This window comes from Nocardioides endophyticus (assembly GCF_039543845.1).
In the GTDB taxonomy this organism is placed as follows: Bacteria; Actinomycetota; Actinomycetes; order Propionibacteriales; family Nocardioidaceae; genus Nocardioides; species Nocardioides endophyticus.
Genome location: NZ_BAABKN010000019.1, coordinates 251,634 through 264,955 on the forward strand (window position 1 = coordinate 251,634; position 13,322 = coordinate 264,955).

General features: G+C 71.8%; 10 protein-coding genes. 3 read left to right on the forward strand and 7 right to left on the reverse strand.

The features are described 5' to 3' along the window. Positions 1–49 precede the first annotated feature (49 nt). Positions 50–1,507, forward strand: a complete 1,458-nt coding sequence (locus ABEA33_RS15810) for an MFS transporter (protein ID WP_345527783.1) — start codon at positions 50–52, stop codon at positions 1,505–1,507. Here the strand turns inward: ABEA33_RS15810 and ABEA33_RS15815 are convergent. Further along, a complete protein-coding gene (locus ABEA33_RS15815; protein ID WP_345527784.1) occupies positions 1,473–2,210 on the reverse strand; it encodes an aspartate/glutamate racemase family protein in 738 nt (245 codons plus the stop codon). The genes ABEA33_RS15810 and ABEA33_RS15815 overlap by 35 nt on opposite strands. Positions 2,211–2,292: 82 nt before the next feature. Between ABEA33_RS15815 and ABEA33_RS15820 the strand changes: the two genes are divergently transcribed. Continuing rightward, the gene (locus ABEA33_RS15820) at positions 2,293–3,168 is read left to right on the forward strand and encodes a LysR substrate-binding domain-containing protein (RefSeq protein ID WP_345527785.1); all 876 of its coding nucleotides are present in this window, start codon (positions 2,293–2,295) and stop codon (positions 3,166–3,168) included. Positions 3,169–3,177: 9 nt separating this feature from the next. Here ABEA33_RS15820 and ABEA33_RS15825 read toward each other — a convergent pair whose 3' ends face one another. From ABEA33_RS15825 to ABEA33_RS15835, 3 genes are all read right to left on the reverse strand, one after another. Further along, positions 3,178–3,480, reverse strand: coding sequence for a hypothetical protein (locus ABEA33_RS15825; RefSeq protein ID WP_345527786.1), 303 nt, complete (start codon positions 3,478–3,480; stop codon positions 3,178–3,180). Between the two features lie 130 nt (positions 3,481–3,610). Further along, on the reverse strand, positions 3,611–5,977 hold the full coding sequence (locus ABEA33_RS15830; protein WP_345527787.1) for a lysylphosphatidylglycerol synthase domain-containing protein: 2,367 nt from the start codon (positions 5,975–5,977) through the stop codon (positions 3,611–3,613). Further along, positions 5,974–8,055 (reverse strand): phage holin family protein, encoded by a 2,082-nt coding sequence (locus ABEA33_RS15835; protein ID WP_345527788.1) that lies wholly within the window; start codon positions 8,053–8,055, stop codon positions 5,974–5,976. Before ABEA33_RS15835 ends, ABEA33_RS15830 begins: the two co-directional genes overlap by 4 nt. 144 nt (positions 8,056–8,199) lie before the next feature. On the opposite strand from ABEA33_RS15835, the gene ABEA33_RS15840 reads away from it, so the two are divergent. Continuing rightward, on the forward strand, positions 8,200–8,931 hold the full coding sequence (locus tag ABEA33_RS15840; protein ID WP_425577438.1) for a spermidine synthase: 732 nt from the start codon (positions 8,200–8,202) through the stop codon (positions 8,929–8,931). Between the two features lie 9 nt (positions 8,932–8,940). On the opposite strand, the gene ABEA33_RS15845 is transcribed toward ABEA33_RS15840, so the two are convergent. From ABEA33_RS15845 to ABEA33_RS15855, 3 genes are read right to left on the reverse strand one after another with little or no spacing between them, the layout of a single operon-like run. Then, a complete protein-coding gene (locus ABEA33_RS15845) occupies positions 8,941–10,530 on the reverse strand; it encodes an MFS transporter (protein ID WP_345527790.1) in 1,590 nt (529 codons plus the stop codon). A 52-nt stretch (positions 10,531–10,582) separates the two neighbouring features. Next, positions 10,583–12,184 (reverse strand): long-chain-fatty-acid--CoA ligase, encoded by a 1,602-nt coding sequence (locus tag ABEA33_RS15850; RefSeq protein ID WP_345527791.1) that lies wholly within the window; start codon positions 12,182–12,184, stop codon positions 10,583–10,585. A gap of 9 nt (positions 12,185–12,193) precedes the next feature. Next, on the reverse strand, positions 12,194–13,306 hold the full coding sequence (locus ABEA33_RS15855; protein ID WP_345527792.1) for an acyl-CoA dehydrogenase family protein: 1,113 nt from the start codon (positions 13,304–13,306) through the stop codon (positions 12,194–12,196). Between the last annotated feature and the right edge of the window lie 16 nt (positions 13,307–13,322).

Here is a 13,322-nt window from a genome sequence, read left to right on the forward strand (position 1 = left end):
AAAGCGGCGTGCAACCACGGTGAAAGTGCGGCCTCCTAGCGTCACCCACATGACCACCATCACCACGTCTCCCACGCCCTCGCGGACCTACTCGTCCCTGCGCGCGGCGTGGATCCCGCTTGCAGCCCTGTGTCTCGCGTTCTTCGTCGAGATGGTCGACAACACGTTGCTCTCGATCGCGCTGCCGACGATCGGCCGTGATCTCGGCAGCGGCACGACCGCGCTGCAGTGGGTGACCGGTGCGTACTCGCTGACGTTCGGCGGCCTCCTGCTCACCGCCGGGTCGATTGCCGACCGGTTCGGACGCAGACGGGTGCTGCTGGTCGGGCTCGCCGTGTTCGGCCTGCTGAGCCTGTGCGTCGTGTTCGTGTCCACTGCGGGTGAGCTGATCGGACTGCGTGCCGGGCTCGGCATCGCCGCCGCGTGCATGGCCCCGATCACGAACTCGTTGGTCTTCCGGCTCTTCGACGACAAGGCCCTGCGCATGCGCGCCATGACGGTGATGATCGTGGTGGGTATGTCCGGGTTCGTCCTCGGCCCGCTGCTCGGCGGCACCGCGCTGGCCCACGTGCGGTGGGAGTGGTTGCTGGTCGTCAACGCGCCGATCGCGCTCATCGCGTGCATCGGCGTACGCCTCGGCGTCTCCGCCGATCGTCCCGAGGACCTGACCCACGAGGCACTCGACCTGCCGGGCGCCGTGCTCAGCGTCGCCACGATCGGCCTCGCGTGCTGGTCGCTCACCAGCGGTGTGGAGTACGGCTGGCTCGCGGCCGTCACGCTCGCCTCGATCATCGGTGCGGTGGCAGCGGGCATCGCGTTCGTGTGGCACGAGCGCCGGGCCGCGGCGCCGATGCTCGACCTCGGCCTGTTCTCCAACGGCACCGTTCGTGGGGCCTCCATCGCCCAGCTGGGTACGTCGATCGCGATGGCCAGCGTGATGTTCGGACTCATCCTGCACTTCCAGTACGCCTACGGCTGGAGCCCGGTGAAGGCCGGCCTGGCGAACCTGCCGATCATCGTCACGATGCTGGCCGCGACGCCGTTGTCGGAGCGGCTCGCCAAGCAGTTCGGCCACCGCATCGCCTGCCTGGTCGGCGCGGCCTGCCTGGGTGGCTCCCTGCTCGGTCTCTCGTGGGCCGTCGACCACGGGTACGCCGCGATCGCCGTCTGCATGGTCGTGATGACCATCGGGCTTCGTACCGTCATGACCATCTGCGCGGTCGCGCTCGTCGACGCGATGCCCAGCAACCGGACCTCGATCGGCGCCGCGCTCAACGACACGGCTCAGGAGGTCGGCACCAGCGTCGGCACCGCCGTCGTCGGCACCCTGATCGCCGCTCTCGTCACCACGCAGCTCCCGGCCGGCACGTGGGGGAGCGACCTCGTCGCGTCGTTCTTCCACGGGGAGCGGATCATCTACGGCGTGCTGGCCGCCGTCGTCGGCGTCGTGACTGCGGTCGGTGCACTCACCCTCACCGACTCCCGCTCCACTGAGGAGCACGCCTGAGGTCGTGGTGGTCGCCGCCCAGCGCGAAAGCGGCGGCGGCCTCGGCGTGGGTGCGCATCGAGTCCAGCAGGGGGATCGGGGAGTCCTCGGGGCGGATCAGCAGCTCGATCTCGGTGCAGGCCATCACGAGGGCCTCGGATCCGGACGCGGCGAGACGCTCGATGATCCCGGCGTACGTCGCCCGCGAGCGATCCTCGACCCGGCCCAGGGTGAGCTCGTCGAAGATGATGCGGTCCACGTCGGCGCGGCCAGCGGCGTCGGGCACGTCGACGGTCATGCCGGCGCGGGCGAGCCGCCCGACGTAGAAGTCCTCTTCCATCACCCAGCGGGCGCCGAGCACGCCGAGCCGCGACCAGCCGGACTCGTGGGCGCGGTCGGCGATGGCGTCGGCGATGTGGAGGAGCGGGATGTCGATCGACGCCTGCACGTCGTCGGCCACGCGGTGCATGAGGTTGGTGCAGATCAGCACGACGTCGGCGCCGGACCGCTCGCAGCGCTGCCCCGCGTCGGCCAGCAGCCGACCCGCGGCCGCCCAGTCGCCGCGGACCTGGCAGTCCCGGACCTCGGCGAAGTCGAGCGACTCGAGGACGACCTTGGCCGACGTGTGGCCGCCCAGACGCTCGGCTACGAGCTCGTTGATGACGCGGTAGTAGTTCAGGGTCGAGTGCCAGCTCATGCCGCCGATGAGGCCGATGGTCTTCATGCCCCCATGCTCGGCGAGCATCCGCGCCCGAGGTAGCCCCGACTTCGTTCCAGCATCCATAACAGCCGCTTATGCTCTGGGGATGGACCCCAAGCGATTGTTGATCTTCCGCGCGGTGGCCCGGGCCGGCTCGATCAGCGGCGCCGCCCGGGACCTGGGCTGGACCCAGCCAGCGGTCAGTCAGCACCTCAGGGCGCTCGAGCGGTCGGTCGGCTGCGCGCTCCTGCTCCGCGGTGCTGGCGGGGTCGAGCTGACCGAGCCTGGCCGCGTGCTGCTCGTCCGCGCGGACGCCCTGGCGGTCCAGCTGCACATGGCCGAGGAGGAGCTGGCCGACCTGTCGGCGCTGCGGCGCGGGCGGGTCAGGCTCGCGGCGTACCCGTCTGCGGCTGCGACCCTCGTCCCGCGCGCGATCGCGGGACTCCGGTCCCGGCACCCGGACATCGACGTCGAGCTGACCGAGGCCGAGCCGCCCGAGGCGCTCGACCTGCTCAACGCCGGCGACGTCGACCTGGCCGTCGTGTTCAGCTACGGCGACGACCCGGTCGACACTCCAGGGCTGCGCTGGACTCCCTTGGCGGGCGAGCCCGTGGCCCTGGTGGTCGGCGCGGACCATGCCGCCGGACGCCGCAAGCGACTGACGTTGCGCGATCTTGCCGACGAGCCGTGGATCGTCGGCTGCGCGCGGTGCCGGGCCCACACGCTGTTGCTGTGCGCCGACGCCGGCTTCGAGCCGCGGGTGCGCCACATCAGTGACGACTACGTCGTCGTGCAGAACCTCGTCGCGGTCGGTCTCGGCGTCACCCTGCTGCCGCGGTCGGCGCTCGAGGCCTACCGGCACCCGGACGTGACGGTCCGCGAGCATGCATCGTTCGGCACCCGTACCTACGGCATCGTGCACCGGGAGGGAGCCGAGCAGGTCCCGGCCACCGCGGCCCTGGTGCGCGAGCTGTCGGCGTGATCCAGACCGTCAACGGCGCTGCATCTCCCAAGCAAGGGCGATCGCCATGCGCACGGCATCGGGCTGCGCCTGATCGAGGTAGGCCTCGACCTTGTGGTGAGCCTCCATGCGCGGCGGCACGCCGAAGGTGTCGGGGTAGGCGTCGAGCAGCGACTCCCGCTCGCTCAGCGGGACCCGGATCACCAGTGTGTTCGGGTCGTCCAGGCGTACGACGAGGCGGTCGTTGACGTACCACGCCGGGCGCGACTCGGTGCCCTTCCGCTTGACCTGAGGCAGCGACTGCGCGTAGCGGCCAACCTCGTCTGGCGTCACCCGCACCGCGTAGGCGGCGACGTCCTTCGTGGCTCTCCTACGAGCGGGACCGGAGGCGCCTGGCTCCTCTGTGGTCGCAGGGTGGCCCAGAGGGGGACGACCCGAGCATGTGGCCGCCCACGGCGGCCGCTCAGTCGATCAGGTCCTCCTTGCGCAGCCAGCGCAGGGAGAAGATGCCGAACAGCGATGGCAGGTACGTCGTGCACATCCGCTGACTGACCGCGATGGCGAATGCGGGGCCCGACGGTACGCCGACGGCGACCAGGCCGGCCGCGATCGCCGCCTCGCCGACGCCGACGTTGCCGGGCACCGGGACCAGGCTCGCGAAGAGCGATGCAGCGGCCGCGACGAAGAGAGCCGACCCGTAGGTGATCGACGGGTGCAGCCCCTCGACCAGGCTCTCCAGGCACAGTGCGGTGATCATCAGCGACAGCAGGTTGGTGCCGAAGAGGCCCAGGGCGCGCGTCGGGCTCTGGGTGACCACCTGGAGCGAGTGCCCCAGGCTGCGCACCATCGTCACCACCTGGCGGCGGAGCTTGGGGACCAGCGCGAAGGCGATCGCCGAGAGGACCAGCACCACGACGAACAGCACCAGGATCCGGTCGAGGTTGCCCGGTCCGGACAGCTCCATGCCCTCCGGCAGGCTCTGGGCGAGCAGGACGGCGACCAGGACCACGAGCACGTTGGCCACCGAGGCCGCGAACGAGTCGAGACCGGTCGCGGTGACCGCCACCGCAGGACTCTCGCCGTAGCGCCTGAAGAAGGTCGTGTAGAGCGCGACCCGGCCGAGCGTGGCGGAGATGGCGAGGCCGACCGTCTTCACGGCGTACTGCAAGTGCACCAGGGGGACCAGGGGGAGCCGGGTCTTCACCGTCGAGATCGCGGTCCCGGCGTCGGCGACGGACGTCAGCTGGCAGATGGCGAAACCGATCGCGACCCACGCCCAGGCCGCGCCGCTCCACGTCGACCACACGGTGGCCCAGTCGAGGTCGAGGAGCGTGCTGAGCAGGATGTACGCCGCGAACAGGATGAATCCGGTCTGCAGCAGGTCGCGAGGCCGGACCCGGACGATCTCGGCGGGAGGCGGCGGCTCGGTGCCGGTGCGTTCGGCGATCGTCGTCCGGAGCGACTCGACCAGTGCCTTGGTCTCCTTGATGCCGCGGAGCGACCGGGGCAGCGCCGCGCGCTGGAGGTAGGGCTGCGCGGCCACCACCCGGTCGGCATCCAACCCGTCGAGGGCGGCGTCCACGGCGCGGTCGGGGCCGACCGCGAGCCCCTGGCTGGCGAGCAGGACGGCGACGTCCTGGGCACGCTGAGCCTCGGTGGCAGCGACCAGGCCGTCACCGAACTCCGAGAACACCGGGCCGACGCCGTTGCTGGCGATGTGCTCGAGCGTGAGCTCGCCGTGCGTGAGCCCGGCGTCGTGCAGGTCGCCGACGGACACCCAGACCATCCGGAGCACGTCGTCGTCCAGGTCGGGGGAGTTGACGAGGGGATCGCCGGGAGCGCCGAGCACCAGCACCGCGTCGCCGGAGCTCTCGGCGGCGGCGATGACGTGGTCGACGGCGACGCCGGCGCGTTCGGCCAGGATCGTCACGAGTGCCTCGTGCTCGACGAGCTGGAGTCGGGTGGCCCCCGGTGAGGTCTGGTCGCGGTAGATGAGCGTGCGCCACCAGCGAGCGGCCAGCCGGGCGTCGGTGGCGTCGCGGCCGTACACCTTGATCAGCAGCGGCTCGCCTTGCTCGGAGTCGGCGTAGAGGATCCGGGCCCCCCACGGTTGGCGATCGGCGAGGCGGAGGCCGTCGACGCGGACGCCCATCCGCGCGAGGCTGTCGGCGACCTGGGCGACGTCCGGGTGGCCGGCCGGCGAGCCGAGCACGACGAGCGTGACGCCGGCTGCGGCGATGCCGATCGCCAGGGCGCCGAGCACGTCGGTGGGCCCCGCGATCCCGATCGCCCACGCCGCCAGGCACTGGACGCTGACGACCGCGACGTGGAAGCGGCGCAGCGTGCCCACGACGAACGGGCGCAGCACCAGCAGCACCGCCGTCACCACGGCGACCCGGAGGGTGGGGAAGCCGTGAGCCGACCCGCTCTCGACCCGGCCAGGGTCGATCTCCGGTAGGCCGGCACCGGCGGCGTACGACGCGATCACGGCGCCGCCGATCGCCGCTCCGACAGCCAGCAGGACGGCGACCGGGAGTCGGCCTCGCCGTGGCGCGGTGAACACGACCGCGATCAGGACGCACAGGGCGTACACCGCACCGACGGCGTACGCCGCGTCGAAGAGCGTGGTCGCCCAGCGCGGCAGGTAGTCGGCCACGCCTCGGACGGCGCGGTCGAGGACGCCGCGGTGGGAGGCCGCGCGTGCGCACCCCAGAGCGACAAGGAGTCCGACGACGGCGAGCGCCACGTCGATCGGGCGCCGCGAGCGGGTGCCGGTGCCGGCGACGAAGAACCGCGACGTGGAGTGGGGTGCCTGCTGGGTGCCGGTCACGGCGCTCCTCCTGAGACGTTGCCCCGATCATGGCCGACCAGCTCGGTGCGGTGGCCGCAACCCTCCAGCCAGCCGACCAGCACGTCGTGCAGCGCGTCCGCCCCCACCACCATCTCCTCGGGCATGTCGAGGTCCACCGGGTGTACGACCATGCCCCGGTCCTGCCAGCCGCCGAGTCCGCCGTGGCACGCGACGAGACCCTCGAAGGCGGCGACCTCGTCGAGGTCGTCGAGCAGGCTGTTGACGTAGATGTCGGGCGCCTCCGGCATGGTGGCTGCCCGCAGCACGAACTCGGGCGCGTGTGGGCCGAACTTCGCCAGCGGGTCCACACCTACGACGACGCCCTCGCGGACCCGGTGCTCGCCACCCCGACCCAGGGCGACCGGGCCGTGCTCGACCGTGTCGATGACGACGAACCCGACGCCCGGGTGCTCGACCAGGCCGGGGACCAGTGCGGGGAAGCGGGCCGAGAGCTCGTCGATGTCGAGCCGGTGCCCCTCGCCGGTGACGTAGATCAGCCCGAGGTTGCCGGACCCGAAGACGAGGAACTGCTCCTCGGGCTTCGCGCTGGCGGGCTCGCGGGTCTCGAAGGTGTCCGCCGTGATCCGCACCGAGGCGCGGTCGAGGGCCCGCCCCAGCACGGTGTCCTGGTCGGCGTTGCCGGCGACCATCGAGTTGAGGGCGCCGCTGCCCTCGGCGTTCTCGACCGACGCGATCGCGGTCGTGTCGGAGAGCCGCGAGACGAGCGCGGCCAGGTCCTCGCCGTACCTGTCCGCGAAGATCGTGCCCTGCGACTGGCCGTGGTCGGACAGGACGACGATGTGGTACTTGCGTGGTGCGACGGCTGCGACCTGCTCGAGCTGCGCGAGCACCGCGTCGATGCCGGCGAGTGCGTCCAGCGACTCGGGTTGCAGGATCCCGGCGTGGTGCGCGACGGCGTCGTAGTCGACGTAGTCGACGTACACGCTCCGGTGGCCCTGGAGCATCGCCTCGGCGACCAGGGTCGTGTTGAGGTCGCGGACGACGCCGTTGAGTGCGGCCCGCTCCATCGCGAACGCCCAGCCCCGGTGCACCCGCGGCCGGATGTCGCGACGCCGGGCGCGCGTGGCCTGGAAGCGCTCGCGCGCGATCTCGCTCAGCGCACGGGTCATGCTGCGGGTGAACCCGGCCGGCCGGCTGAGGAAGTTCGAGATCGTACGCCGAGACCGCCGGGTCGCGTGGCCACGCCCGACGGCGCTCATCGTCGCGTACGCCGTCGGCGCATCGCCCGTGAAGAGGTTGCTGACCGAGACACCATCGTCGGCCAGCAGCCCGAGCCCGTCGGAGTGCATGGCCTCGATCAGCGCGGCGTCGGCGGGCCGGTTGGCGACGTACACCTTGCCCGACGGGCGGTCGAGCCAGCGGAAGGCCGGGATGCCGTCGATGGTGCCGTGCAGGATGCCCATCTGGCTGGCCGGCGTGGTGGCCGGGAGCTTGGGGCGCCACTCGACCGCGTGGTGCGAGCCGCTGCGGATCCACCGGGAGAGGGTCGGCAGCGTGCCGGCGCGCACGCACCAGTCGAGCACCGGGTAGGGGACCCCGTCGGCCTGCACGTAGACGATGCCCGGGACGTCGGGGTCGTCCAGCGTGACACGCTGTCGGCGCGCTCGCCGCAGCAGCGAGGCGGTCACCGCGTCGTCGGTGCCGGCGGTCGCGACCCAGACGAAGAGCGTGGAGACGAACGCGACGATCCAGGAGGCCAGCAGCGCCCAGCCGAGGTCGGCCGCGGTCAGGCCCTTCGGTGCGTAGACGACGAGCCACACGGCGAGCGCCTGGCCGAGGAGTCCGAGCAGGATGCTCCCGACCCAGCCGAGCCGGATCGCGCCCTCCACCAGCAGCACCCGCAGGACGGCACCGATGACCGCCACCAGGACGGCCGTGCGGAGTGCGTCCTCCCAGCCAGTGAGGTTGAAGCCGGGCAGCACCCACGACGCGAGCACCAGCCCCAGGGTGGCGCCGATGATGCCCAGCACCGCACGACCCAGGTCGCCCCAACGCAGGTGCCACCGGGAGTGTGCGCCCGCGGCGGATCCAGCCATGTCGCGACCGTAGCGGAATCGGGACCCCGCGTAATGGCCCGTTGCGGGTGACTCGCGATCATCCTCCGGTGGCTGTGGGAGGCTGCGGACGTGGTCGACGCCGAGATCGTGCCGGGGGACCGGGCGGGGACGTTCGTCCTGCGGATGTCGGGCATGGACCAGTCGTGCGTCGACCTCGAGGACCCGACCCGGATCGTCTTCGACTACGTACGCCGGCTTGCTGATGTCGTGGACGCCGTCGCGCCGGCATCCACGCCCGTGCGCGTGGTCCACGTCGGAGGCGCCGGGCTGACCCTGCCGCGGTACGTCGCCGCCACCCGCCCGCGCTCGGCGCAGGTGGTCCTCGAGCCGGCCGCCGCGGTCACCGAGCTGGTCCGGCGGGAGCTCCCGTTGCCGCGGCAGAGCGGCATCAAGGTGCGTGACGTCGATGGTCGCAGCGGCGTCGCCGGTCTGCGCGACTCCTTCGCGGATCTCGTGGTGGTCGACGCCTTCGCCGATGCCCGGGTGCCCGGGTCGCTGGTGACGGCGTCGTTCGCGGCCGACCTCCTGCGGGTCGTCGGGTCTTCCGGGTTGGTGGTGTTCAACCTCACCGACCGGGCTCCGTTCGGGTGGACCCGGCGGGCGGTCGCCTCGATCCGTACGGCGTTCCCCCAGCTGCTGCTGACCGCGGAGCCGGCGACGTTGCGGGCCAGGCGGCTCGGCAACCTGGTGGTCGTCGCCTCGGCCGGAGCCGTCCCGCTCGCGGCGCTGCAGGCCCGGGCCACCACCGCCGTCTCGCCGTATCGGGTCCTCGACGGTCGCGCGGTGTCCGACGGCTTCGGGGGCGGCACGCCGTTCAGCGATGCGGACGCGGAGCCCTCGCCCGCGCCCGCGTGACCGCACTGCTCAACCGAGGTCCAGTCCCTCGACGGCCGACTGCGGTCGGAGGTCGGGAAGCCGGGCGATCCGGAACGACAGCACCAGCCCGGTCAGGGCGGCGATGACGGGCACCAGCAGGCCGATCTGGAGTGCGATCGGCCGCGCGTCGGTGTTGATCCGGATCATCTCGTCCTGGACGTCCTGTGGCTCGCCGGCCAGCTGCGCGTCCAGCTGGGTGTTGCTCATCACCTGGGCGTCGTCCTCCAGCGCCTGAGCCACCCGGTCCTGGTCGGCCGTGGGCAGTACGTCGGAGTCCTGGGCCATGGCGGTGAAGATGGTGGACAGAGCCGCGAGCATGATCGCGCCGGCGAAGGCGAGGCCGAAGGACAGGCCGAACGACCCGGCAGCCGAGTTGACTGCCGCTGCTTCGCTGACCCGCTCCTCCGTGATCGGGGCGAGGGTGAAGTTGTTGAGCTGCGAGACGAGCAGACCAAGCCCCGAACCCGCGATGACCAGCGCGGGAGTCAAGGCCCAACCCGAGTCGGCCCTGGGCACGACGAGTCCGACCACGACGAGCCCGACCAGCAGCAGCGTGAACCCCCAGCGGATCAGGGTGCCCGCTCGCACGTGGGAGAACCTGCGGCCCACGACCAGCGACACGCCGAACATCGTCAGCGACAGCGGCGCGAGCGACAGACCGGCCTCGAAGGCGTTGTACTCCAGCACCATCTGCAGGTAGATCGGCAGCGTGATCATCGCCCCGCCGAGTGCGATCTGCTGCAGCATCTGGCTGGAGATGCCGAGCCGGAAGTGGGCGGACGAGAAGAGCGCGGGGTCGACGAGCGCTGGACGTCCGGTGCGCTTGCGACGGACCAGCCAGTAGGCCAGCGAGCCGAGGCCGGTCAGGCCGACTGCGGTCAGGGCGGCGACCGCCTCGCCGCCCTCCTGCCACACGAGGATGCCGAGGACCAGTCCGCCCATGCCGAGCACCGACAGGAGGGCGCCGACGACGTCGACGTGGCGTGGGCCCGAGTAGGGAACGTCCTTCACCAGGCCCAACCCGCTCAGCACGACCAGGATGATGACGGCCTCCAGCATGAATCCGACCCGCCAGGAGAGGGCTGTCGTCAGGAAGCCGCCGATCAGTGGCCCGACCGCTGCCGCGATCGCTGCCGACGCGCCGACGAGTGCGTAGACGCGCTTCTGCGCCGCGCCCGCGAAGTTGCCGTGGATCAGTGCCTGCATGCCGGGCAGGAGCAGGGCCGCTCCGATGCCGCCCACCACGGCCCAGAAGACGATGATCGGCACGATGCTCTGGGCCAAGGTCATGGCGATCGCGCCGACGCCGTATCCGCACAGGCCGAGCGTGTAGGCGCGCTTGCGTCCGATCAGGTCGGCCACCTTGCCGCCGATCAGGATGAACGCGGCGGACACCAGCGCCTCGAGCGCGATCGCGGACTGCACACCGCTGACAGTCGCGTCGATGTCGTGGACAACCGCGGAGATCGACACGTTCATCAGCGAGGTGTCGACGACGAGCACGAACATCGCCATCGCAAGCAGGATGGCGAGGCGACGGTTGAAGGGCGCGGCCACGGGATCCGGTCCCGGATTCATGCCTTCACGCTAGGAGCGGTCGGGGTGGGATCCGGGGTGGGATCCGGGGTGGTTAGGCGTACGACGTCCCGCGTGGCTCGCGGGTCCAGAGCACGCCGTCACCGGCGACCGGGCCCTCCGCGGCCAGCGTTCGCTTGAGCACCTTGTTGGTGGCCGTCCGCGGGAGCGTCGAGACCACCCGCACGTACGCCGGCCAGCCCTTGCGCGACAGATCCGGCTGATCGGCCAGGAACGCCTCGAGATCGCCGGGCGAGAGCGCGCCGCGGACCACCAGCGCCGCCATCACCTGGTCGCCGACCGACGGGTCCGGCACGGCGTACACGGCCGCCTCCTCCACGGACGGATGCCGCAGCAGGATCCGTTCGATCGGTGCGGCGGCGAGGTTCTCACCGTCGACCCGCAGCCAGTCCGCCGTACGGCCGGCGAAGTAGACGAAGCCGTCGGCGTCCCGGTAGGCGAGGTCGCCTGACCAGTACATCCCGCCCCGCATCCGCTCAGCCTCGGCGTCGGGGTCCTTGTAGTAGCCGGCGAACGCGCCGGCGCCGCCGGTGTTGACCAGCTCGCCGGTGGCCTCCTCGCCGTTCAACAGCTCGCCGTTCGGTCCGAAGGAAGCGTCCGGCACCTCCTGCATCGTCTCGGGGTTGAGTACCTTCACGTTGTCGACGGGCCGGCCGAGGCTGCCGGGAGGCATCTCCGGCACCCGCTGCACGATCACGGCGTTCTCGGTCGAGGAGTAGGAGTCCACGACGACGCAGTCGAAGCGGCGCCCGAACCCCGCGATGTCGCGGTCGTTGGCCTCATTGCCGAAGACCAGCCGCAGCGGGTTGTCCGCGTCGTCGGGCCGCTCCGGCGTCGCCATGATGTAGGTCAGCGGCTTGCCGACGTAGTTGGCGTACGTCGCGCCGTGTCGTCGTACGTCGGGCAGGAAGCCCGACGCCGAGAAGCGACGCGCCAGGGCGATCGTCGAGCCCGCCGCAAGCGCCGGGGCCCAGCCCGCCATGATCGCGTTGGAGTGGAACATCGGCATCGAGAGGTAGGCGACGTCGGCTGGCCCGAGACCGAACCGCTCGGACAGGAACTTCCCGGGGTAGGCCACCTTCGCCTGGGTCACGTTGACCGCCTTCGGGTCGCCCGACGTGCCCGAGGTGAAGATCAGCATCATCAGGTCGTCCGGCCCGACGTCGGCCGTGGGCACCGGCGCCGCGGCGTGCTCCTCCAGCAGCGCGAGCCAGTCCGGGCAGTCGATCGGCAGGACCGGCACGTCGACGTCCGCCAGGAGGTCGGCGTGGGCCGCGTCGGTGACGACGACCTGCACGTCGGCCCGGCGTACGTCGGCTGCGAGCGCCTCGCCGCGCCGGGTCGGGTTCAGCCCGACGACGACCTGGCCGCCGAGCGCCGCACCACCGAGCACGAAGGCGAACTCCGGCACGTTCTCCAGCAGCACTCCGACGTGTGGCGGCTGACCGGACGGGAGCAGCGTCGCCAGTGCGGACGCCCGCACGCTCGACTCGCGCAGCACCTCGGCCCACGTCCAGGACTCGTCCTCGAACAGCAGCCCGGGTGAGCCGTCCTCCACTCGCGCCAGGAGCTGCTCGCGGACCGTGGGCATGGTGGTCTCGAGGCTCGGGCCCAGGGGCCCTCGCACCTCAACCACCGGCCATCCTCATGCCGGCTCGGCCGCCAGGATCCGGCCGACGTTCAGCGCCTGCTCGGTGGCACCACCGTGCAGGAACTCGAAGCGCTTCGCCGACGTGAAGTAGCGGTGCGCCTCGCCGTCCAGGTCGATGCCGACACCGCCGTGCACGTGCACGGTCGTGTGCGCGAGCCGGTGGCCGGCGTCGGCCGCCCAGAGCTTCGCGATCGCGACCTCGCTCTCCGCGGGCAGCCCCTCGTCGAGCCGCCACGCGGCCTGCCAGAGCGTGAGCCGCTGGCCGAGCACGTCGATGTAGCCGTCGGCGAGACGCTGCGAGACGGCCTGGAAGGTGCCGATCGGGCGACCGAACTGCTCGCGCGTCTTCGCGTACGTCGACGTCAGCTTCAGTGCGCCCTCGGTGATGCCGAGCTGCTCCGCGGAGCCGGCGAGCACCAGCAGCTGGCGCAGGCGCAGGTCGGCCGCACCGTCGGCGGGACCGACGAGGCGGTCCGCAGGCAGCACGGCGCCGTCGAGGTCGAGGCGCGCCACGCTGTCGCCGTCCGAGAACGTCTGGGCGACGACGGTGACGCCCGCGTCGCCGGGCTCGACCAGGAAGACGCCGACACCCGACGGGGTCTCGGCCGGCACCAGGAATACGTCGGCGTACGGACCGGCGGGCACGATCGCCTTGCTGCCGGTCAAGACGTACGACGAGCCGTCGGGCGTGGCCTTGGTGGTCGGCCGGACGGGGGAGTAGGCACGCTCTTCCGCGACCGCCGCGGTCAGCACGTTGGCGCCGGACGCCGCGCCGCGCAGCCACTGCTGCTGCTGGGAGTTCGAGCCGAGCTCGGCGATCAGCCGCGAGGCCGGGCCGTGCGCGGACAGCGGGACCGGGGCGACCGTGCGCCCGACCTCGACCAGCACCCGGCAGAGCTCGATGATGCCGAGCCCGGCGCCGTCGTACTCCTCCGGCAGCGCGAGCCCGAGCAGACCGGCCGAGCCCAGCTCGGCCCACAGCTCGCGGTCGAACCGGTCGCCGGTGGCCTCGACCGACTTGAGCCGCTCGTTGGTGACGCGGTCCTTGAGGATCCCGGCCGCCAGCTCGGCGGCCTCGTCCTGCTCCTGGGTGAACCTGAAGTCCATCGTTCAGCTCCCTGTC